This is a genomic window from Gluconobacter morbifer G707 (genome assembly GCF_000234355.1).
GTDB classification, from domain to species: Bacteria; Pseudomonadota; Alphaproteobacteria; order Acetobacterales; family Acetobacteraceae; genus Gluconobacter; species Gluconobacter morbifer.
This window is the reverse complement of the sequence record NZ_AGQV01000002.1, coordinates 379,133-400,648: the sequence shown is the minus strand read 5'-3', so window position 1 is coordinate 400,648 and position 21,516 is coordinate 379,133. Positions and strand designations below refer to the sequence as shown.

Genomic DNA, 21,516 nt, shown 5'->3' with positions numbered 1-21,516 from the left:
TGGGCTTCTTGATGATGCCGATTGCTCTCCTCCAGGACTTGTGCGGAGAGCAGGTGTGGCAGTCAGTCTTTTTCCGGAAAGACATCCTCCAGACGGTTCAGCTCCCAGAGACGGGGAAACAGTCTGATCCAGGCAGCGGCCACCAGAATGGTTCCGACCCCGCCTGCAATGACAGCCGCTTCCGGGCCGATCGCAGTGCCCAGCATGCCGCTTTCAAATTCGCCAAGCTGATTGCTGGACCCGATGAAAAGGGTGTTGACGGCGGAGACCCGTCCCCGCATCGAATCCGGGGTGGCAAGCTGGATGAGGGAAGACCGGATCACGACGCTGATGACATCTGCGGCCCCCAGAACCATCAGGGCAAGAATCGAAATCCATACCGTACGGGACGCGCCGAACACGATGGTTGCCACCCCGAAAATGACCACGGACAGGAACATGATGGCGCCGGCACGTCCGCCAAGCGGTCTGCGGGAAAGCCACCAGGACATCAGCAGCGCACCGATCGCTGGCGCCGCGCGCAGGAGACCCAGCCCGATGGGTCCGACATGCAGGATGCCGTCCGCATAGACGGGGAGCATTGCCGTGGCGCCCCCCAGCAGGACCGCGAAGAGATCGAGCGAAATGGCGCCCAGCAGATCCCGGCGCCGGTTCAGGAAGGCGAGACCCGCGAAGACGGATGCAAATGTCACCGGCTCTTTTGCGGAAACGGAATGGCGGAGTTTCAGATTGAGCGTTCCCAGAAAGGCAACTGCGAATCCGCATGCCGAGAGGCTGTAACAGAGAACAGGCCCCAGACCGTACAGAAGTCCTCCAAGGCTTGGCCCCACGATGGAAGCAGTCATGAACAGGGAGGACAGGAGCGCCTGAGCGCGTGGCAGCAGCGCAGGTGGTGCGATGGCGGGAAGAAAAGCCTGCTGGCATGGCATTTCGAAGCTGCGCAGGACGCCATACAGGACGGCAAAGGCATAGATCAGCGCCGGACTGAGGACGTGGAAACCCGCTGCGACGGCCAATGCTCCCGTGCTGAGAATTTCCATGGTCTGACAGATCAGGACAATCGTGCGACGATTGAATCGGTCCGCAACATGTCCGGACAGAAACGTCAGGGGAACCATCGGCAGGAACTGCGCCAGTCCCAGATAACCCAGTGCAGCGACGTTGTGGGTCAGGGCGTAGATCTGCCATCCAATGGCGATTGTCATTGTCGTGGCGGAAAGCTGGGAAAATATTCTTCCGGTAATAAGCGCCGGCAGACCGGGCAGGGAACGTAAGGCTGGGTCAATCATGGGCGGCATCTTACGCAGTTCATACGTGCAAGTTTATTGCAAAATGCCGAGACCGAAGGCAGATGGAGAACATGACTGCCAAACAGACTCCCCAATCCGTTCATTACGCCACAGTCACATGGGATCAGCTCCATCGTGACGCGCGTCTTCTTGCCGCGACCTTGATGCAGGCGCACGGCCCGTTCCGCGGGATCGTGGCGATCACGCGCGGTGGTCTCATTCCCGCTGCCATTCTCGGCCGCGAAATGGGATGCCGTCTGATCGAAAGCGTTTCGGTCATCAGCTATGCTGAAGAAGAAGGTTCCCAGCATGAACCGAAAGTCGTCAAGCCGCCCGTAGCGGCGGGTGATGGCGAGGGCTTCCTGATTGTAGATGATCTGGTTGATTCCGGCGTGACGGCCAAACTGGTCCGCGAAATGCTGCCCAAGGCTGTCTTTGCCTGTCTTTACGCCAAGCCGGACGGCAAGCCTCATGCCGATCATTACGTAACGGAAGTTGGCCAGGACACGTGGATCCTGTTTCCCTGGGATACGGCCCCCCTGTTCGTGCCGCCGTTGATTCGGAGTGAAGGGAAGTAAAAAAACCTCTTGCCTCGACCGGACAGAACCCCTAGGTTCCGGACCGGTTCGGGGCGTGGCGCAGCCTGGTAGCGCGCTTGTTTTGGGTACAAGAGGCCCCCGGTTCGAGTCCGGGCGCCCCGACCAGTCAATGGCTTTAATCTGCGCCCTTAGCTCAGCTGGATAGAGCAACAGCCTTCTAAGCTGTGGGTCGCTGGTTCGAATCCAGCAGGGCGCGCCATTTTTCCGCCCGGCTGGTTTGCAAGGTTTGCTGGTGCTTCGTACGCGGCCTGCGGCAGCCCGTTAACAGGGCTTCCGGCTTCCATATTCGATCTGAAAAATCACAGCCGATATTTTCTGTTTGGTTCAGAAGCAGCGTACTCTTCTGACGGATATGAGCATTTTCCGTGCAGTCAGGATATTTTCTGCTCTGAAAGAAGGGCGGATAGACCGACGCCTGCGCGTTGAAGGCTTTCAAGAGTGGCCTCGGGAAAGGCTGCGATTCCCCGACAGGCCTGTGGCACGATTTCCGTCCGGAAGCCTGTGCGTATGGCATCTTGGGCCGTCGCCGAAACACAGTAATCCAGCGCCAGGCCACACAGGATTACATGGTTGATGTCCAGACTTAGCAACAGGCCGTCAAGTCCAGTCGAAGTGTGATGATCATTGTCGAAAAAGGCGGAATAACTGTCCCGGTCGGGAGCCATGCCCTTGCGGATGATGTGGCTGACAGGACGGGTATCAAGCAGGGGGCTGAATGCGGCGCCGTCTGTGCCGGCAATACAGTGTGCTGGCCACGGTCCATGCTGGGACTGAAAGGAGCAGTGCAGGGCTGGGTGCCAGTCCTGTGTGGCTATCACGGCCCTGAATCCCAGTGTGGAGAGGGTATTGACCGCCTTCAGGATGCAGTCTCCACCGGGGACTGCAAGCGCGCCACCGGGGAGAAAGTCATTCTGCATATCCACGATGATCAGTGCGGAACGGCTGAGACCGGTCACAGGAGATTTCCGTTCTGGCCCGTGAGTTCACGACGGATGGCGCGCATGGGCACAAGGCCGGCCTGAAGAATGCTGTCGTGGAAAGCCTTGAGGGAAAAGGATTTTCCCTGCCGGGCCTGCATGTCACTTCTAAGGTGGAGAATCATCAGTTTTCCCAGGGTGTAGGAGAAATAGGCTGGATCGGATGTTCCTCGTCTGGCTTCCTTGTACGCTGCGACAGATGACTGGAAGCAGCGCTTTTCCATCATGTCTGTTGCCTGCTGGAGTGTCATGCCCTGCATATGCATCCCGAACGCCGCCAGCAGACGGCAGTCTCGGAGAAGGGCGTCCTGAAGTTGCATCAGATGGAGGGCGGGGCTGGCGTTGTCGTATCCTGCCTCGACCATCATCTGCTCGGTGTAATGAGCCCAGCCTTCAGTGGTGGTATAGGATGACGCGCCCCGACGGATCAGGGACCAGTCGGGGCTGGACTGAAGATAAAGCCCCTGCACGAAATGACCGGGCATGGCTTCATGAATCGTGATGTTCAGCAGTTCAGGGCGATTGAAATCCTCCAGAGCCTCTTCGGTCTGTCGCGGTGTGAAGGACGGAGAAGGCGGCGTGATTTCATAAAAGGATGGCAGGGGCTGCTTTTCGAAAGGGCCGGGCCATTCCGTTGCCGCGGAAATCAGTGACTGCTCAAACGCTGGCGTCCTGATCACCTGTGGCAGGGTGAGCAGAGGCAATGTCAGGATATCATGGGTGATGATGAAAGCCTGCAGATCGTGAAGCTGTCCCTGTGCTGTTGGGATCAGCTGATCTGACGTCGGATGATCGTGACGGATTTCCTCCAGGGCCTGTCCGGGATTGTGGGGATCAATCTGTCTGCTGACGGTCAGGAAATCCTGACGGTCCCGTTCGAGTTGCCTTTCTCCAACGGCAATGATCTCTTCAGGTGGCGTATCAATCATGTCCGCCGCCAGCAGTCCCCGCAGTGTATCGCGTCCCAGAACGAAGCTGCCATCTGCCCGAAGTCCATGCAGCCAGTCCGCATAGTGCTTCAGTGCTGAAACGGCGGCCTCTGCCGTGCTGGTCATCTGCTTCTGGAGGGCAGGGTCTGGAACACTGGCGAAAGCTGACGGGACATCTTTCCCGATGAAACCGATGGCGCCATCAAGGTCTTCCAGTGCGATTTCCACAAAGATGGGTGGCACGTCTTTCAGTCGTCCGGACGCCTGCGCCAGAAAACCCGGCATCTGTCTGAGGCGGGAAATGGCAGCCCGCATCCGGTCCGGAGCGGGGGCGTAATCGTGGACGACCAGTCCGTAAAGGGCGTTCGTAACCTGCGAGACGTAACGGTCCGGGTCGTGATGGTAGGGACGGATTTTTTCGTCCTCAAGCAGTTCTCCGCCGATCTGGGCCAGGAGAATGTCGCGGTCATCCTGTTCCCGGCTCGAGGCTCCCGAGAGGTCCAGTTGCCGCAGGGCGTCCTGTTCCGTCCGGAGGCGCCGGTCCTGTTTCATCAGTGCGCGGTCGGAGACATCTCCCAGTTGCCCGTCTTCATCATGGACGCCCTGAAGAGTGGCATTCACGGGATCGGCTTTCCATTCCGCCCGGTAATGGGCGGCGGAGATATCTTCCAGGGACCGGGCGGATGCAGGTGAGGCAAGCAGGGCAATGCCTGTCAGGGCGGTGACGAGGAGCAGGACATGTTTCATGCCTGCAATAGTAAGGGAGAGGCCGCGGAATTGAAAACCTTCAGGCGTTCTCAGTTCAGGCGCGTTACAAGCAGCTGGTTGATGCGGAAGCCTTCCACATCCACAACCTCGAAGCGGAAACCGGACGCTTCCACGCTGTCCGCCTTGCGGGCCATGCGGCGCAGGCGGTTCATGACAAACCCGCCGATCGTGTCGAAATTCTGGGTGTCCTCGAACATGGGAATATCGAGTTCCCGCAGGACATCGCCAATCGGAGCCGCTCCGTCAATCAGCCAGGATTTGTCATCACGACGCACAATGGCCTGTTCCTCAAACGGACTGACCAGACCATCCATCAGTGCGCCCATGATGTCCTTGTAGGTGATCAGCCCTACCACCAGGCCATACTCATTGACGATCAGCGCGAAACCGGCCGAATGGGCATCGAACTGGGCGAGGGTTTCCCAGAGATTCAGGGTGTCGGGCAGGGACAGAACATCCCGGCGCATCCTGAAAATCTGGCTGGCGACCGGAGCGGTGGAGCTTCCCGCGACGCTGACCTGCGGTTCGTCAACAACCGCCACCAGAACGTCCTCTGCCCGGATCGAACCGATCACCCGGTCCAGGCCGCCATCACAGAGCGGATAGCGGGAATAGGGACGCACACGCACCTTGTCCCGCTGGCTTTCCGGGCTTTCCTGCACGTCCAGATAAACGATTTCATCACGCGGGGTCATGGCTGATGTCACGGCCCGGTCCTGAAGGCCGAGGACGTTCTGGATCATCTGGTGTTCCTGCTCCAGCAGGACGCCGGATGCCGTACCGGCTGCCAGAATGGCGCGCAGATCCTCAGGTGTGACAGGCTCTACGGTCACGGCGGCAGGGATTTTCATCAGCCGGAGCAGGACATCGGAAATCCGGGAAAAAACCCAGACGGCCGGATAGAGGATTTTGAGCGCCAGCGCTGGAAACCAGCCGACCTTGAGCGCAATCCTGTCTGGCGCATTCATGGCGATGCGCTTGGGCAGCAGATCCGCGAAAAGGACAAACAGGCCGGTAATCAGGATGAAGGAACAGGTGGAGCCGCCCTTGTTCGCGATCGACTCTGAAAACCCGATTTCCCTGAACGCCATGGCAAACGGCGTGCTCAGCATCGATTCGCTGATGATGCCGCCCAGAACACCAACTGCGTTGAGGCAGATCTGAAGAACCGTGATGACCTGCCCGCTGTTGCGGCGCAGTTTCAGGAACGCGACGGCGCGCTGGTCTCCGGCCTCGGCCCTTGAGCGCAGGCGCACGTCCCGGGCAGCAGCAAAGGAAATTTCCGAAAGGGAGATCAGGACGGAGACGGCGATCAGCGCCACCGTGGCCAGCAGGCCCAGCAGGAAAAGAATGATCAGGTGCTGGGGGGGAGAAGAGACTGACATGCAGCCGCCTTATACCCTGAAACAGAAATGTGGCGTTAATTTTCTCAAGCGTTTTCAGGCCATCGCGGCAACAGCCTTGCGTCAGAGGCCTGCCAGTTTTCGCCAGCCTTCCTCATCAACGGTTTCCACGCCCAGTTCAGCTGCTTTTCTGGCTTTGGAGCCCGCTTTTTCACCCAGAACCACAAGAGAGGTCTTTTTTGAAACACTATCCGTGACCTGCGCGCCCATCCGTTCCGCGATGGCCTTGGCCTCCGGGCGTGCCATGGTGGTGAGGGTGCCGGTGAAGACGATGATCTTTCCCGACAGTTTACCCGTGGCGGGAGCATCCTCGGGCTGGATTTCTTCCAGTTCACCTGCGAGGTCATCCAGCGTCTGGACGTTATGTTCCTCGGAGAAAAACGCGACCAGTTCATCGGCAATGGCATCGCCAACCCCCATGATCGCTCCCAAGGCCGCACGTTCCTCCGTACCGGGATGGGCTGCCAGCATCGCGTCGTGCCAGGTTTCGAATGTCCTGTAATGACGGGCGAGAAGCTGAGCGTTCCGTTCTCCGATCCGGCGGATGCCAAGTCCGAAAATCAGGCGGGAAAACGGAATGCGCCGGCGTTCATCAATGGCACGGAGCAGGTTGTCTACAGAAAGCTGTCCCCAGCCGTCGCGTCCCAGAAGGGCATCCCTGTGTTGTGCCAGCCGGAAGATATCACCGGGGCGCCGGATGTAACCGGCATCGTAGAATTCCCGGATGCTGCGTTCTCCAAGGCCATCAATATCGAAGGCATTCCGGGAGACCATGTGAATGAGCCGTTCGACGACCTGCGCTTCACAGGTCAGTCCACCTGTGCAGCGGCGGACGGCTTCACCATGAACACGCTCGGCCAGTGAGCCACAGACGGGGCAGTGATCGGGAAAGACGAAGGGCGGGCCACGAGGTTCGTCCTGTGGGACCACGCCGAGGATCTGGGGAATGACATCGCCTGCCCGCTGCAGCCGGACGAGATCGCCCGCCCGAACGTCCTTGCGGGCGATTTCATCCTCGTTGTGCAGAGTGGCACGAGAGACGATGACGCCGCCCACATTGACGGGCTCCAGATAAGCTACGGGTGTCAGGGCGCCCGTGCGGCCGACCTGAATTTCAATCTGCAGCAGGTGCGTGATGGCCTGCTCTGCCGGAAATTTCCAGGCGATCGCCCAGCGGGGGGCACGACCTGCGAAACTGAGGCGTTCCTGAAGGGAAATATCGTTTATTTTGAAGACGATACCGTCGATATCGTAATCCAGTGCAGAACGCTTCAGAGCCAGATCGTTGACATAATCCGGAATGTCCCGCGCATGGGCGATGCGCCGGGACAAAGGATTGACGTGGAATCCCCAGCGTTTGAGAGTCTCCAGATAATCCCAGTGTGTTGCTGCTATGGGCGAGGACGCATAGCCCTGGGCGTAGGTATACAGGGAAAGCGGACGTCTCTTTGTGATGGCTGGATCAAGCTGGCGAAGGGAACCTGCGGCCGCGTTTCTGGGGTTGGCGAAGGGTTTGGCGCCACGGGCAAGCTGCTGTTCGTTCAGCGCCAGAAAGCTGGATTTGGAAAGAAACACTTCTCCACGGATTTCCAGACGCTCCGGAGCATCAGCAGGAAGAGTTTCCGGAACATCTTTTAAAGTCAGAAGGTTGGCGGTGACATCTTCACCTTCAAATCCGTCTCCGCGCGTCGTTCCCCGGACGAAACGCCGCTGTTCGTATGTCAGGCTGATTGAAAGCCCGTCGATTTTCGGTTCCGCGACAAACTGAAGAGCCTGGATGCCGTCTTCATCCAGTCCGAGAAAACGGCCGGCCCGGGCGACAAAGCCCTCGAACCCGCTGTCATCGAAGACATTGTCGAGGGACAGCATCGGCACCAGATGACGATGCTTGCGAAAGATGGACTCAGTCGCCGTACCTACACGTTCACTAGCTCCGCCCGCATGGCGAAGGTCTGGGTGCGTGTCTTCCAATGCCAGCAGTTCACGGCGCGCGGCATCATATTCCGCATCGGAAACCTCGGGATCATCTTTTCCATAATAGGCTTCGTCCCATCGTGCGAGTTTTGCCTCGAGTTCAGCGTGACGTTCGGACGGGGTCATGACGTCTGTCCCAGAAGGCTGTCTGCAGCGCCACGCGCCGCATCGGTGATGATGTCGCCTGCCAGCATGCGGGCAATTTCCTCGCGCCGGGCATCACTGTCCAGAGGTTCGGCCAGTGTCTCCGTCCGTTCAGCACGGATCCGTTTTGCGATCCGGAGATGGGCGTCTCCTCTTGCTGCGACCTGTGGGCTATGCGTGACGACAAGCACCTGAACGTCCCGTGCCACTTTGTGAAGCCGATCCCCGATAGAGGACGCTGTCGCGCCGCCGACGCCTGAGTCCACCTCGTCGAAAACGAGCGTGCCGATCGCTGACCGCTCTGCCAGCACAACTTTCAGGGCCAGCATCAGGCGGGAGAGTTCACCACCAGATGCGACTTTCGCCAGAGGCCCGGCAGGCTGGCCCGGATTGGCAGCGATCAGGAAGGACGCCTGTTCCATCCCGCGGCTGCTCCACTGTGAAAGCTCCAGCGGAAGAATCGAAACCGTAAAGCGGGCCCGTTCCAGTTTGACTGGCTTCAGTTCGGCGCTGACTGCCTTTTCAAGTGTCCGGGCGGCTTTCTGACGGGCCTCGGAAAGGGCGCGGCCTGCTTCTTCATAAGCCAGACGTGTCTCGGTCAGTGCCGTTTCCAGACGGGCAATTTCAGCATTACCGGAATCAAGGGCATTCAGTCGTTCTTTCAGGGAGGCCAGAAAAGAGGGAAGTTCTGCGACCGCCACATTATGCTTCCGGGCTTCGGCCCTGAGAGCGAACAGCCGCTCTTCCGTTTCCTCAAGCAGGCGTGGATCACCTTCCGTATCCGCTGCCAGCCGGGTCAGGAGCATTTCAGCGTCCGCCAGGGCTTCTTCGGCTTTCTCCAGGGCGTCCAGCGCTTCCTGTGCCTGAGTCTGATGTGTGGAAGAGGCTTCTTCCGTATCTGTCGGGGCAGGCAGGAGACGGGCCAGCGCCCTGCTGGCAGAGCGCAGGGCAGCAGCTGGTGCCGCCGAGCGTCGGTCTTTTGGTGTGAGATCAGACAGCGCCGCCGCGACGGCTTCTCCGCGACGTTCATCACGTTGCAGACTGATCCGGAGAGCGGCCAGGGATTCTTCTTCTCCTTCCTGTGGTGCCAGAATGCTCAGATCATCCACGGTCTGCCGCAGCCATGCTTCTTCCCTTGCGGCAGCTTCCATGTCCGTCCGTGCATTGTCCAATGCCCGCCGGGCGTCAATCCAGGCGTGATAGGCTCTGGCTGTCCGCTGCCGCAGGACGGGCGAAACGCCAAAGGCATCCAGCAGATCCAGATGTGTGCTCTGGTCCGCGAGACCCATCTGCTCGTGCTGACCCTGAATCTCGACGAGTTCGGAAGCAATCCGCCGTAGCAGTGTCACGCCCACCGGCTGGTCGCAGATATAGGCCCGGGACCGGGCATCCGGCGTAACGATCCGGCGCAGAACCAGCGGTTCGGTCGGGTCGTCGCGGAGAATGCCCTGTTCTTCGAGGATGGGGAGCACGGGGTGATTGGACGGGATCTCGAACATGGCCGAGACACTGGCCTGCGCGGCACCGGCCCGGACAAGGCCGCCGCTGGCCCTTTCTCCGAGGGCAAGGCCCAGACTGTCCAGAAGAATCGATTTACCCGCGCCCGTCTCACCCGTCAGGACGGTCAGTCCTGCGGAGAGGGCCAGATCGAGCTTTTCGATCAGAACGACGTCACGGATCGAGAGATGGGTCAGCATGACGCGAATGTTGGGCGTGTCGTGGCGTGTGTCAAACGCCAATCATCAAAAGACGCTGTGCCACATGCGGGAAAAGAATCCGCGCTGGTTCTGGCTGTGATGATGGGGAGCCCGGACCGGTTTCTTGAAATTATCCGTCAACAGCTTGTTGTCGCGCAGATCGGCATAGGCGTAACGATACCACTGGCTGTCGGGATAGTTGTATCCCAGTACGCTGGCTGTCTGACGGGCTTCGTTCTTCAGACCCAGAGCCAGATAGACTTCAACCAGTCGTTCAAGGGCTTCGGCGGCATGGTTGGTAGTCTGGTAATCCTGGACCACGCGCTGATAGCGGCCCATCGCCGCTTCATAGTTCCGCTGCTGCTGGTACCAGCGGCCAACGAGCATTTCCTTGCCGGCGAGATGGTCACGGCACAGATCGATCTTCAGCTGCGCATCGCGGGCATAGGATGTCTGCGGGAAGCGTGTGATCACTTCTTCCAGCGCATTCAGGGCCTCGACCGTGCCCTGCTGGTCACGCTCCACGTCGGCAATCTGCTCGTAATAGCACAAGGCACGCAGATAGAAGGCGTAAGCTGCATCGGGGCTGGTCGGATGAAGTTGCAGGTAGCGTTCGAGCTGCTGGACGGAGAGGGCGTATTCTCCCTGCAGATAGTAGGAATATCCCTCCATCAGCTCGGCGTTACCCGTAAAGCCGGAATAAGGGTAGTTCTGCTGCAGGAGTTCGAATTCACCGCCTGCGAGTTCGTAATGACCCGAATGAAGCGCATCAATGCCGTAATTATAAAGTGTTTCAGCATCCGCTACTTTGGGAATCGCAGGTTTTTCGTGTTTTGACGAAAACATCGAACAGCCAGACAGAAGCACAAGCCCGCTGACGGCCGCCGCTTTCAGGAAAAGCCCCCGTCCGCTGGATGAAACTTCGAAATGACGCTGAGTTCTGCTTGCCATACCTGCTCTTCCCGTGATGCCCGTCTTATATCACGGGATTTTGGGGACGAAAGACCTGCTCTGCGATCTTAAGCCGCCACGCGCGGGCGTCGCCGGAGATGATCGACTGAATTTTGCGCGACGGGGAGAAAACGCCAGTTTTTCTGGTCCGCAAAGACAGCACGCAGAAGGCTGTTATTGAGAGCGTGACCGGATTTGTGGCCAATGAATCCGGCCTTCATCCGATGGCCGCAGCAATAGATGTCACCGATGGCATCGAGAAGTTTGTGACGGGCAAATTCCCGTTCGATTTTCAGGCCGCCAGGATTGAGAATGTTCGCTCCGTCCACAACAACGGCATTATCAAGAGAACCACCGCGTGCAAGGCCAATACTTTGCAAGTGTTCAATATCCTGACGATTGACGAAGGTTCGGCAGAACGCGACTTCTTCCAGAAAACGCCGCTCTTCGAGTTGCATGGCGTAGCGCTGGTTTCCGATGGCGCTGGCTTCGAAACTGAGAGAAATGGCAAGGGAAAGCCCACGCGGAGCAGGACGAAGTTCCGCAAAGGAACCATTTTTCCCTTCGACCCGGACGGTCCGGAGGATTTCGATCGTGCGGCGTGGCGTTTCCAGTATGCGGCGCCCGGCGCATTTGATGAGAAAGGCGAATGCGTCGGATGAACCATCCAGAACCGGAAGTTCCGGTCCGCTGACAGACACCAGCACGTTGTCGATTTCAAGCGCATGAAGGGCCGCCATCAGATGTTCGATGGTTGCGACCCGCAGGGATGGATCTTCCGGACAGGCCACGACGGTGGACAGGCGGGTGTCCACGATGCGATCATAAAGAGCGGGGAAGGAAGAGGAACCGGGACGGTCGCTTCTTTCGAAGCGGATCCCTGTATCTGCGGCTGCCGGAGACAGGACCAGATTTACGTCCAGGCCACTGTGAAGTGCAATACCGCGGCAGTGAATGGGGGCGGCCAGTGTTGTCTGGAGATGTTCGGACGCCGGCAGGTCGTGAACGACAGGAAGAGGATGCTCAGTGGCTGCATGATCAGCCAAGTGTCGCACGCGGCTTTTTTCAGCCGTGCTGCCATCCTGCGCTGGCGTGAACTGCATATAGCCTCCGGTAATCTGGACCAATTCAGTAAAAACCAGATGAGGCTACCGCGCCAGTCAAGGATTGTTGCCAGATATTACCCTCCCTGTTCCTGTGCGAATGGCGCAGAAACAGGGAGGGATGAGGAGATCAACGACGCAGATAGGTTGGGATATCGAGATCGGAATCGTCGGGGCCGCCATTGTCGGTCTGTTGATGCTGACCGTGACCGTCCTGCTGCTGCTCTTTCTGATAGATGTCCCGCATCGTCGGTTCCGGGCGCTGCTGTGCAGGCTGCTGGGGCTGTGGCGCTGCCGGGCGGCTGCGGAAAGCTCCGGTGACGAGACCAAAAAGACTGCGTGGTGCGGGTTCCGGCTGTGGCGCATGACGCGACGGATCCGAGAACAGTCCCGAACGCGGCGAGGCCTGCCGGTGTTCATCTGCGCGCGGCGCCTGTTGCGCAGGAGGGGCCTGCGTGGCGGCAGGCTGTGCGGTTTCGGGAGCGGGAGACGCTGCGCCGAGTGCGGGAGAAGCCGTCTGGTTCGTATTTTGGTCCAGAGCGAAATTCGGGCGCGGCGGACCACCGGCATAGGTCGAACCCGGCTGGAACGGAGCCGAAGAGGTCTTTGGCGCTGCGGAACCCTCACGTGATGCGGACGGCGCTTCGCGGGCCGGTGCAGAGGCATCGGCTCCGGAAGGCTGATCCGGGCGGGCCTGCGTGTCGATGCCCGTTGCAACGACGGACACGCGGACGCGGCCGTTGAGGGTCTCGTCGATCAGGGCGCCGAAGATGATGTTGGCGTCTTCGGCAACTTCCTGACGGATACGGTCGGCGGCGCGGTCCACTTCATACAGGGTCAGGTCATCACCGCCCGTGATGTTGATCAGCAGGCCCTGCGCACCGGCCATCGAGGTTTCTTCGAGAAGCGGATTGGAAATGGCGCGTTCCGCGGCCATCACGGCGCGGTCTTCGCCATCTTCCTCGCTTGTGGCTTCGCCCGTTCCCATCATGGCTTTGCCCATTTCCTCCATCACCGCCTTCACATCGGCGAAGTCGAGGTTGATGAGGCCGGGGGAGACCATGAGGTCCGTAATGCCACGAACGCCCATGTACAGGACGTTGTCGGCCATCTTGAAGGCCTGCTTGAACGTCGTGTTCTGTGTGGCGGAATTGAACAGGTTCTGGTTTGGAATGACGATCAGGGTATCGACATGCTTCTGCAGTTCCGCAATGCCGTGATCGGCCGCCGTGGAGCGGCGGCGTCCTTCGAAATTGAAAGGCTTGGACACCACGCCGACTGTCAGGACACCGCGTTCCCGTGCCATGCGCGCAATGACGGGGGCCGCACCCGTTCCCGTGCCACCGCCCATGCCGGCGGTGATGAAGACCAGATTCGCGCCTTCAAGCTGCCGGTCGATTTCCTGCGCGGCTTCTTCCGCTGCTTCCCGCCCGATTTCCGGTTTTGCGCCTGCGCCCAGGCCACGCGTGAGATGCGGACCAAGCTGGACGCGCCGTTCCGCTTTCGAATGCGCCAGCTGCTGGGCGTCGGTGTTGGCCACGACGAATTCCACGCCCTTGAGCTCGGAATCGATCATGTTGTTGACGGCGTTCGTACCGCCGCCACCGACTCCGATGACGGTGATCCGGGGGGCCAGTTCGACGTGGGAGTTCGGGGTAGGGGTAAGATTGAGCGTCATGATCAGGTCCGGAACTGCGAAGAAGCGACTGAAGAAAAGGCGTTAGAGTCTCTGTAGCTTATCCATGATGGCGTATGAAGCCCACGAAACGCTTCAGAAGACCGCGAGGTCGGGGTTCGGGAGCAGAAATGTCCCCGAACTCCCTGTCCGCACCTGCGGCCCAGGCCAGAAGCCCTGCTGCAGTTGAAAAACCGGCCGAAGCTGCGGCTGTCTCCGGCAGGCCGAAAATGTTCTGTGGTTTCCCCATGCGGACGGGACGCGCCAGAATGCGTGTCGCAACCGGGACGATGCCTTCCAGCAGGGATGCTCCGCCCGTCAGCACGACACGCCCGTTGGCGAGGCGGCCAAGTCCGGCATTGTCCAGCGCGTGACGCACGAGTTCCAGTGTCTCCTCGATCCGTGGCTGGATGACGGAAATGACTTTTGAACGGGGAATGCGTGCCAGACGGTGGCTGCGATCCCCGATGAGGGGCACGGAAAGGATCTCCCGCTGGTCGTCTGATCCCATCTGCGCTGCGCCATACATGGTCTTGAGGCGTTCGGCCGTTTCGATGGAGGTGGACAGGACACCCGCAATATCGCGTGTGACGTGAAGGCCGCCCACCGGGATCTGCGCCGTATGCAGCAGTTTGCCTTCACAGAAAACTGCCAGGGAGGTGGTGCCGCCGCCCATCTCCACGACGGTCACGCCCAGTTCGCGTTCCTCGGGTGCAAGAACCGAAACGCCGGATGCAAACGGGCTGGAAACCAGTCCATCCAGTTTGAGCTCGGAACGCTGAAGGACCGTATCGAGTGTGCGCAGGGCGCTGGCGTTCATGTCCACGACATGGAGCTTGGTAGCAAGCTGTTCACACTGGTGCCCGACCGGGTCGGCAATGCCGGATATGGAATCGACGACGTAACCGATCGGGAGGGTATGGATGACTTCCCGTCCTTCGCGCCATGCCAGGACCTGACCTTCCATGATGAGGCGCTGAACATCGCCTGCCGTGACCTCCCGGCCGCCAATTGGCTGGCGTGCATCAATGAGCCTGCTTTCCGGGCGCCCGCAGGACAGGTTGACGACGAGGGAGTCCATGCGCCGTTCGGCTGAATCCTCCGCCTGACCGACAGTGGCGCGGATGGCGGCTTCCGCTTCCCGGATATCGACGATCGAGCCGGAGCGCACGCCGTGCGAGCGGCGCCAGCCATAGCCCAGGACCTGGATTGAACCATCGGATTCACCCCGGCCGATCAGACAGGTCATCTTGGTCGTGCCGATGTCCAGCGCGCCGAAGATACCGGGACGCCAGCTTTTCGGATGCGCGCTTTCCTCCGGAGGCAGGGGCAGGATTTCGCGGGGTGGACGGTTCGGGCTGACCTCGCGCTCACCCCCCACCGGGATGAGAGACCGGCCCCGCAGACCGCGCCGGCGGCGGAAAGCCGGAAGATCGGACATGGAGGTGAGATCGGTCATGGCTGCTTCTGGCTGTCCTGTGGTGGTTTGGGTTGTGAGGGCCTGGCGTTCGGGGCGGATGGAGCGGCATCGGGCGGTGGTTCAGCCGCAGGCACCTGATGCACCACCATCCTGTCCGGGAGGCGCATGTCAATGGAAACAACGGGCCGCTCAAGCAGCTTCATGCTCTCTTGGTACTGTGCCAGGCGGCTGATTGCGGCCGCTTCTTCCCCCTCGGGCAAAAGAACGGTCGTGCCGTCTTTCAGCGTCATGTTCCAGCGCCGTCCGCCGACGCGGACGAGAGCTGTCACATACGATCTGACGGCTGGTACCTTGTCGAGCGCATCAATGACGGAAGCCGCCGCCGTGTTGGCACCGTCGCCCACGACGAGGGGGAGCTGAAGAAATGCCTGGGCGTTCTTTCCCGTCAGGCCCTGATCGGAGACTTTCTCGCCGGCACGGTTGATCAGGGAGAAATGTCCGTGATCCTGCCAGACGGCAACGGGTGTACGTTCGATCAGGTTGATGATGACCGTATCGGGCATATGCCGCTCGACCGTGGCGTGATCGACAAAGGGCAGGTCATCCAGCCGCTTTCGTGCGGCCTCGACTGAAAAACCGAAGATGGGATGACCGATCCCCGTCCCGAGTGCGTCGGTGATGGACGCTTCACTTGTCATGACGCGGCCATTGATAATGATGTGCCGGATCGGGAGCGGCTCCATGGCTACGAGTTTCGTTCGCAAGGGCGCAAAGCGCTCTTCAGACGCCGCGTCATAGAGCAGCCGTATGCCCACGCCTGCGATGCCCATGATGGCCAGGAACACGATGGCAGGCCGCACCAGTCGCTTCTGCCGGCGCCAGAACAGCTTTGCCCGTGATGGCCGATCCTCGTAGAGGGGCATTCCTCCCGGAAGAGGCCGGTCACGCCGGAAATCCGGTTCCTGATTGCGGGGCTCGCGACGCATCAGAGCGGCAGCGCCTCCCGGACCATCCAGTCACACAGATCAGGATAGGAGATGCCACGATAGGCGGCCTGCTCCGGCAGGAGTGAGGTGGGTGTCATGCCCGGCTGGGTGTTGACTTCAAGGATGACAAGCCTGTCCGTTGCGTCGTCATAACGAAAATCCGTCCGGCTTGCTCCGGCGCAGCCCAGGGCTTCATGCGCCCGGCGTGCGTAATCGAGCGCCCGCTCCGTCACGCCATCAGGGAGATCAGCGGGAACGACATGACGCGACCCGCCAGCCTTGTATTTGGCATCGAAATCGTAAAAGGCGGCTGTCTCTGCAGGCAGGATCTCGGTCACGGCCAGTGCGCGGTCTCCCATGACGCCGGTGGTCAGTTCGCGTCCGGGAATGAAATTCTCCACCAGGGCCGTTCTGCCGAATTTCCAGCCATCAGCAATGGCTTTACGCCGGTTGTCTCCCGGGCGGATGATCTCCACGCCGACCGATGAGCCTTCCGCCACGGGTTTGACGACATACGGCGCTGCCAGTGGGTCCGCCTCTGCCAGTTCCTCAACCGTTACGACGCGCCCTTCCGCGACAGGCAGTCCGGCCGCGGCCAGCAGTGTCCGGGTTGCCGCCTTGTTCATTGCCACGGCGGAAGCGCGCAGGCCTGAATGGGTGTAGGGCAGGTTCAGCCATTCGAGAACGCCCTGGATGGTGCCATCTTCTCCCCGCGGTCCATGAAGCGCATTGAAGACAACGTCCGGTGCGGCCGATCGCAGGGCGGAAATGGTGACTGCAATGTCCGGGCCGACATCAATAGGCGTGACGTCATGTCCCTTTTCCTTCAGGGCGTCGATTGCAGCCTGACCGCTGACCAGACTGACCGGTCTTTCACTGGATGTGCCTCCGTACAGGACTGCAACCTTCATGCTGTCTCCCTTTTTTCCATTCTGCGGCCAATGCGCTTGATTTCCCAGTGCAGGTCAATGCCGCTCTGGTCCAGAACGTCCCTGCGGACCTTCTCTCCCAGAGCCTCAAGCTGTGTACTGGTCGCATCTCCCAGATTGAGTAGAAAATTGCAGTGTTTCTCGCTGACCTGCGCGCCACCAAGCCGTAAACCCCGGCACCCGGCTTCATCAATCAGCTGCCAGGCCTTGTGGCCTGCCGGATTGCGGAATGTCGAGCCACCTGTCCGGGCGCGGACGGGCTGTGAGGCCTCGCGTGAGGCCCGGATGTCGGAAATGCGGGCGCGGATGGCGTCCGCACTGTCCGGCGTTCCTTTCAGACGTGCCCGGACGACCACGCTGCCTTCGGGCAGGTCCGAATGACGATAGGCGAAACCCAGATCCGCGCGGGAAAGACGCCGGAGTTCACCGTCAGGCATCAGGATTTCCGCCCAGTCGAGAACGGCGTTGATGTCTGAGCCATAGGCGCCGGCATTCATGCGGATGGCTCCGCCGATGGAGCCGGGAATGCCTGCCAGAAACTCAAGACCGGCCAGTCCGGCGGAGGCAGCATGTTCGGCGACCGTGACATCCAGGGCTGCGGCACCGGCAATGACGCCGCTTTCCTCTACGCGGATTTCCGAAAAGCCACGCGCCAGACGCACGACGATTCCCGGAATGCCACCGTCCCGTATGATGACGTTCGAGCAGGCCCCCAGAACCGTCAGGGGCATGTCGGCCGGGCGCTGGCGAAGCAGCGCGATTAGATCATCCTGATCCTCCGGAATGAACAGCCAGTCCGCCGGGCCGCCTGTCCGGAACCATGCACGCGGTCCCAGTGGCGCATTGGCGGTCAGCCGTCCGCGCAGCCCCGAGACGGGAAAGGAAAGCGTTTCGCTCATGCCGTGCCTTCCCGGACCGGCGCTTTGGTATTCATCTCCGCAAGCTGTCCGGGAAGGGCCTGCGCCCAGTGTGTGATGGTGCCTGCGCCAAGGCACACGACATAATCCCCCGGTTTGGCGATGGCATTGATCATTTCCGGCAGGTGGGCCGGATCGGGCAGGGGAACGACGGAGCGGTGTCCGCGGTCGCGCAGTCCCTCTACCAGGGCATCGCGATCCGCGCCCTCGATCGGATTTTCACCCGCCGCATACACATCTGCCACGATCACGGTATCCGCGTCGTTCATGCAGGTACAGAACTCACCGAACAGTCCCTGCAGGCGCGAATAGCGGTGGGGCTGGACCACGGCGATGACGTTCTTGGCCCCGGCCTGACGGGCGGCTTTCAGAACTGCGGCGATTTCCACGGGATGATGGCCATAGTCATCAATGACGGAAATGCCATTGTATTCGCCCGCCCGCGTGAAGCGCCGTTTGACCCCCTTGAAGGACGCCAGACCCGAGGCGATGACGGAATCGCTGATTTCCATCTCCAGAGCCACGGCAATGGCGGCCAGCGCGTTCAGGACGTTGTGATGTCCCAGCATGGGCAGGCGGAACGGACCGGCCCGGCGCGTCCGGTTGCGCGCCCGGTTCGTGACCACGACCTCGAAGGTCGCGCCGCGCTTGTCCATGATGACCTTTTCCGCACGGACATCGGCCTGGGGACTGAAGCCGTAGGTGATGACCCGGTGATCGGAGAGGCGCGGAATCATCTGCTGGACCTGTGGATGATCGACGCACAGCACGGCAAAACCGTAGAAGGGAATATTGGAGACGAACTGGTCATAGCCCGCCTGCATGGCCTCTTCCGACCCCCAGTGATCGAGATGCTCGGGATCCATGTTCGTGACAACGGCGATGACGGCTGGCAGACGCAGGAAAGACCCGTCGCTCTCATCAGCCTCGACCACCATCCAGTCCCCGGAGCCCATGCGTGTGTTGGTGCCGTAAGCTTCGATGATGCCACCGTTGATGACGGTGGGATCAAGCTTGGCCTGCTCCAGCACGCAGGCCACGAGGCTGGTCGTGGTGGTCTTGCCATGCGTGCCGCCAATGGCGACGGACCACCGCAGACGCATCAGTTCAGCCAGCATTTCCGCCCGCCGGACGACCGGGATCAGCTTGGCGCGCGCAGCCACGACTTCCGGATTGTCTTTTTTGACCGCGGTAGATGTGACGACAACCTGTGCATCGCCCAGATTGCTGACGTCGTGGCCGATATGAACGGGAATGCCAACCTTGCGCAGGCGCTGGACGTTCGACCCTTCCGCAATGTCCGATCCCTGCACCTTGTAGCCCAGCATGTGCAGGACTTCCGCAATGCCGGACATCCCGATACCGCCGATACCGACGAAATGAATGGTTCCGATGTTCAGGGGCAGGGCACGCATGAGGCAGATACTCTTTTGGGCAGCAGGGGGCAGAAACGGGAAGTGTTACGATCAGGGCCGGAGATCGGCTTCAATGAGGTCGGCTACTTTTGCGGCAGCATGAGGGCGAGCGAAGCGGCTGGCGGCCCGGGCACCCGTCACCAGTCTGTCCGGATGGGAAAAGAGATCGGTCAGCAGCTCGGTCAGGGCAGTGGGTGTAAACTGTGGCTGGCGGAGCATCCATGCTGCGCCGGCATCCTGAAGGGCCTGTCCGTTGGCGCCCTGTTCGTCCGAGGCGGCGATCGGAAGCGGCACGAGAACGGACGGCAGTCCGGCCATGGCCAGTTCCGCCACGGAGGAACCGCCAGCCCGGCCGATGACGAGATGCGCATTTTTCAGACGATCCGGGACATCGGTGAAAAAGGGCGCGGCATCAACGTCGATGCCGGCTTCGGTATACAGGCTCCGCACGCGTGGCAGGTCATCATCACGGACCTGCTGCGTGACTTTCAGGCGGCGGCGAAGCGCTTCAGGGAGCGCAAGCAGGGCCTGGGGCACCACATCCGAGAAAATCCGGGCGCCCAGGGAGCCGCCCCAGACCAGCACGCGAATTGTGTCCACCGGGGCTTTGTAGGAGCGTCCGTACAGGGCCTCGATCCCGGCCCTGACCGGCATGCCCGTCAGGGTGACGCGGGCATTGGCGGGCAGACGCGCAACCTTTTCATAGGACGTGGCGACGAGAGGCGAAAACCGCGACAGGAAGGCATTGGCCTGTCCCAGCACGGCGTTGCCTTCATGAATGACCATTTCCGGTCGCCGGGCGGCAGGCAGCAGGCGCGAGGCCACGAGAGGGGGGATGGATGGATAACCGCCAAACCCTACGACCGCCGCGGCGTCAAGGGACGCCAGAATGCGACGGGCTTCCGTCGCCCCTTTTGCAAGCGCCAGAACCCCCTGGATCTTGGCGCCCAGGCCTTTCCCGGCCACGCCTGCGCCATCGAGCACATATTGCGGGCGATCACGGAACAGTCCCGTATCGCGCCGGCCATGGCGGGCGTCCGTCATCAGCACGAGATCGTGGCCCCGTTCCGCCAGAACCGTCGCAACGGCTTCAGCAGGAAAGAAATGGCCTCCCGTTCCACCAGCGGCAATGACAATCGGGCGGCTCATTGGGCGTTCCTTTCAAGCAGGGGAGCCTGCACGTACTGGGCCGCGGCCCGCTGTGTGATCCGGCTCTGGCCGACGTGATGACGGGTCAGGGCGAGGACCATGCCCATGGTCAGGGCGATCGACATGGCTGAACTGCCGCCATACGAAATGAAGGGAAGCGTCATGCCTTTTGTGGGGATGAGGTGCAATGTCGAACCCATGTTGACGAACGCCTGAAGACCGAAACCCGTCACCAGACCGGCCGCCGAGACAATCACGAACGGATCATCTTCCCGCATCAGCTTGAGCAGCGTCCGCAGCACGATCATGCCGAAGACCGCAATGATGAACAGGCACAGGATGAGGCCGTATTCCTCGCCCGCAACGGCAAACACGAAATCCGCATGCGCATCGGGCAGCAGATCCTTGACCCGGCCCTCGCCAGGACCGCGGCCTGTCAGACCGCCATTGCCAAAGGCCCGCAGGGCGGTATCGATCTGATAGTGGTCACCGACATCGGGATGAAGGAAGCGCTGCACGCGCGACCGCACATGCGGGAAAACCGCATAAGCCATCACGAAGGACCCCACCATGCCGGCAACGCAGAGCCCGACCCAGTACAGCCGCAGCCCGTCCACGAAGAGCTGTGTCATGAAAACCATCGTGATGACGGACAGCATTCCGATATCGGGCTGGGATTTCAGCAGGAACAGGATGACGCCGAAGCACATGAATGCCAGCAGCATTCCGGGAAAAGCAAAATTCCCCCGCAGCACGATTGTTCGCCGTGCGGCGAGCAGCCAGCCCGTCATGACGGCAAAGCAGGGCTTGAGAAACTCGGATGGCTGGACGGACATCAGGGGCAGCGAAATCCAGCGTCTAGCGCCCTTGATTTCCATTCCATGAACAAGGGTCATGGCTGTGGCGCCGAGGGCAATGAGGCCGCCGATGAAGGCCAGTTTCTTGATGGCGCTCCGTGAGAGATAGGACACGCCCAGCACGATCAGCCCGGCTAGCGCCAGGAAGATGACCTGCTTGAGAATGAACATGTTGCGTGATGCGCCGATGCGGGAGGCCACGGCCGGGCTGGCGGCCAGCATCAGGATATAGCCAAGACCGATCAGAATGCCCACGCAGGCCAGTGTCACGCGGTCGATGTTCCGCCACCAGCGGGCGAACCCGGATGAATCGACACGGGATGGTCCCGCCATG

Annotated in this window: 17 protein-coding genes and 2 tRNA genes; 3 read left to right on the top strand and 16 right to left on the bottom strand. The window is 60.7% G+C overall.

Annotated elements, in window-relative coordinates; translation table 11 throughout:
* Positions 1–62: 62 nt before the first annotated feature.
* Complete coding sequence (locus GMO_RS06785) at positions 63–1,289, bottom strand: MFS transporter (protein WP_040508544.1); 1,227 nt, start codon at positions 1,287–1,289, stop codon at positions 63–65.
* A 62-nt stretch (positions 1,290–1,351) separates the two neighbouring features.
* Between GMO_RS06785 and gpt the strand changes: the two genes are divergently transcribed.
* From gpt to GMO_RS06770, 3 genes are all read left to right on the top strand, one after another.
* Positions 1,352–1,867 carry a xanthine phosphoribosyltransferase gene (gpt, locus tag GMO_RS06780; RefSeq protein WP_008851583.1) on the top strand — a complete coding sequence of 172 codons (516 nt, stop codon included), beginning with the start codon at positions 1,352–1,354 and terminating at the stop codon, positions 1,865–1,867.
* 49 nt (positions 1,868–1,916) lie between these two features.
* Positions 1,917–1,993, top strand: a tRNA-Pro gene (locus tag GMO_RS06775).
* A gap of 17 nt (positions 1,994–2,010) precedes the next feature.
* Positions 2,011–2,087 (top strand) — tRNA-Arg (locus GMO_RS06770).
* A gap of 172 nt (positions 2,088–2,259) precedes the next feature.
* On the opposite strand, the gene GMO_RS06765 is transcribed toward GMO_RS06770, so the two are convergent.
* The 15 genes from GMO_RS06765 to GMO_RS06695 form a co-directional block, all read right to left on the bottom strand.
* Positions 2,260–2,844, bottom strand: a complete 585-nt coding sequence (locus tag GMO_RS06765) for an isochorismatase family protein (RefSeq protein ID WP_008851582.1) — start codon at positions 2,842–2,844, stop codon at positions 2,260–2,262.
* Entirely contained in the window at positions 2,841–4,541 is a 1,701-nt protein-coding gene (locus GMO_RS06760; RefSeq protein ID WP_008851581.1) for a DUF885 domain-containing protein, read from the bottom strand. The genes GMO_RS06765 and GMO_RS06760 overlap by 4 nt, the downstream gene beginning before the upstream one ends.
* A 50-nt stretch (positions 4,542–4,591) precedes the next feature.
* Positions 4,592–5,947 (bottom strand): hemolysin family protein, encoded by a 1,356-nt coding sequence (locus GMO_RS06755; protein WP_008851580.1) that lies wholly within the window; start codon positions 5,945–5,947, stop codon positions 4,592–4,594.
* An 81-nt stretch (positions 5,948–6,028) separates the two neighbouring features.
* Positions 6,029–8,065, bottom strand: a complete 2,037-nt coding sequence (gene ligA / locus GMO_RS06750; protein ID WP_008851579.1) for an NAD-dependent DNA ligase LigA — start codon at positions 8,063–8,065, stop codon at positions 6,029–6,031.
* Positions 8,062–9,780, bottom strand: coding sequence for a DNA repair protein RecN (recN, locus tag GMO_RS06745; protein WP_008851578.1), 1,719 nt, complete (start codon positions 9,778–9,780; stop codon positions 8,062–8,064). Before recN ends, ligA begins: the two co-directional genes overlap by 4 nt.
* 45 nt (positions 9,781–9,825) lie before the next feature.
* The gene (locus GMO_RS06740) at positions 9,826–10,731 is read right to left on the bottom strand and encodes an outer membrane protein assembly factor BamD (RefSeq protein WP_040508419.1); all 906 of its coding nucleotides are present in this window, start codon (positions 10,729–10,731) and stop codon (positions 9,826–9,828) included.
* A 68-nt stretch (positions 10,732–10,799) separates the two neighbouring features.
* On the bottom strand, positions 10,800–11,834 hold the full coding sequence (gene lpxC / locus GMO_RS06735) for a UDP-3-O-acyl-N-acetylglucosamine deacetylase (RefSeq protein WP_008851575.1): 1,035 nt from the start codon (positions 11,832–11,834) through the stop codon (positions 10,800–10,802).
* A 130-nt stretch (positions 11,835–11,964) separates the two neighbouring features.
* Complete coding sequence (gene ftsZ / locus GMO_RS06730) at positions 11,965–13,512, bottom strand: cell division protein FtsZ (protein WP_008851574.1); 1,548 nt, start codon at positions 13,510–13,512, stop codon at positions 11,965–11,967.
* Positions 13,513–13,570: 58 nt separating this feature from the next.
* On the bottom strand, positions 13,571–14,968 hold the full coding sequence (gene ftsA, locus GMO_RS06725) for a cell division protein FtsA (protein WP_008851573.1): 1,398 nt from the start codon (positions 14,966–14,968) through the stop codon (positions 13,571–13,573).
* Complete coding sequence (locus tag GMO_RS06720; RefSeq protein ID WP_008851572.1) at positions 14,965–15,915, bottom strand: cell division protein FtsQ/DivIB; 951 nt, start codon at positions 15,913–15,915, stop codon at positions 14,965–14,967. Before GMO_RS06720 ends, ftsA begins: the two co-directional genes overlap by 4 nt.
* Positions 15,915–16,826 (bottom strand): D-alanine--D-alanine ligase, encoded by a 912-nt coding sequence (locus tag GMO_RS06715; RefSeq protein WP_008851571.1) that lies wholly within the window; start codon positions 16,824–16,826, stop codon positions 15,915–15,917. Before GMO_RS06715 ends, GMO_RS06720 begins: the two co-directional genes overlap by 1 nt.
* The gene (gene murB / locus GMO_RS06710) at positions 16,823–17,743 is read right to left on the bottom strand and encodes a UDP-N-acetylmuramate dehydrogenase (RefSeq protein ID WP_008851570.1); all 921 of its coding nucleotides are present in this window, start codon (positions 17,741–17,743) and stop codon (positions 16,823–16,825) included. The genes GMO_RS06715 and murB overlap by 4 nt, the downstream gene beginning before the upstream one ends.
* Positions 17,740–19,176: a UDP-N-acetylmuramate--L-alanine ligase gene (gene murC / locus GMO_RS06705; protein ID WP_008851569.1), complete on the bottom strand. Its 1,437-nt coding sequence runs from the start codon at positions 19,174–19,176 to the stop codon at positions 17,740–17,742. Before murC ends, murB begins: the two co-directional genes overlap by 4 nt.
* A gap of 51 nt (positions 19,177–19,227) precedes the next feature.
* Positions 19,228–20,325, bottom strand: coding sequence for an undecaprenyldiphospho-muramoylpentapeptide beta-N-acetylglucosaminyltransferase (murG, locus tag GMO_RS06700; RefSeq protein ID WP_008851568.1), 1,098 nt, complete (start codon positions 20,323–20,325; stop codon positions 19,228–19,230).
* Positions 20,322–21,515, bottom strand: a complete 1,194-nt coding sequence (locus GMO_RS06695) for an FtsW/RodA/SpoVE family cell cycle protein (protein WP_008851567.1) — start codon at positions 21,513–21,515, stop codon at positions 20,322–20,324. The genes murG and GMO_RS06695 overlap by 4 nt, the downstream gene beginning before the upstream one ends.
* Between the last annotated feature and the right edge of the window lies 1 nt (position 21,516).

Bases quoted from the DNA above. Each gene is read 5' to 3' on its own strand.
- GMO_RS06695 (WP_008851567.1), bottom strand. From the start codon at position 21,515: ATGGCGGGACCATCCCGTGTCGATTCATCCGGGTTCGCCCGCTGGTGG.
- ftsA (WP_008851573.1), bottom strand. From the start codon at position 14,968: ATGACCGATCTCACCTCCATGTCCGATCTTCCGGCTTTCCGCCGCCGG.
- gpt (WP_008851583.1), top strand. From the start codon at position 1,352: ATGGAGAACATGACTGCCAAACAGACTCCCCAATCCGTTCATTACGCC.
- lpxC (WP_008851575.1), bottom strand. From the start codon at position 11,834: ATGCAGTTCACGCCAGCGCAGGATGGCAGCACGGCTGAAAAAAGCCGC.
- murC (WP_008851569.1), bottom strand. From the start codon at position 19,176: ATGCGTGCCCTGCCCCTGAACATCGGAACCATTCATTTCGTCGGTATC.
- GMO_RS06715 (WP_008851571.1), bottom strand. From the start codon at position 16,826: ATGAAGGTTGCAGTCCTGTACGGAGGCACATCCAGTGAAAGACCGGTC.
- GMO_RS06740 (WP_040508419.1), bottom strand. From the start codon at position 10,731: ATGGCAAGCAGAACTCAGCGTCATTTCGAAGTTTCATCCAGCGGACGG.
- murB (WP_008851570.1), bottom strand. From the start codon at position 17,743: ATGAGCGAAACGCTTTCCTTTCCCGTCTCGGGGCTGCGCGGACGGCTG.
- GMO_RS06720 (WP_008851572.1), bottom strand. From the start codon at position 15,915: ATGCGTCGCGAGCCCCGCAATCAGGAACCGGATTTCCGGCGTGACCGG.
- ligA (WP_008851579.1), bottom strand. From the start codon at position 8,065: ATGACCCCGTCCGAACGTCACGCTGAACTCGAGGCAAAACTCGCACGA.
- ftsZ (WP_008851574.1), bottom strand. From the start codon at position 13,512: ATGACGCTCAATCTTACCCCTACCCCGAACTCCCACGTCGAACTGGCC.
- GMO_RS06760 (WP_008851581.1), bottom strand. From the start codon at position 4,541: ATGAAACATGTCCTGCTCCTCGTCACCGCCCTGACAGGCATTGCCCTG.
- GMO_RS06755 (WP_008851580.1), bottom strand. From the start codon at position 5,947: ATGTCAGTCTCTTCTCCCCCCCAGCACCTGATCATTCTTTTCCTGCTG.
- GMO_RS06785 (WP_040508544.1), bottom strand. From the start codon at position 1,289: ATGATTGACCCAGCCTTACGTTCCCTGCCCGGTCTGCCGGCGCTTATT.
- recN (WP_008851578.1), bottom strand. From the start codon at position 9,780: ATGCTGACCCATCTCTCGATCCGTGACGTCGTTCTGATCGAAAAGCTC.
- murG (WP_008851568.1), bottom strand. From the start codon at position 20,325: ATGAGCCGCCCGATTGTCATTGCCGCTGGTGGAACGGGAGGCCATTTC.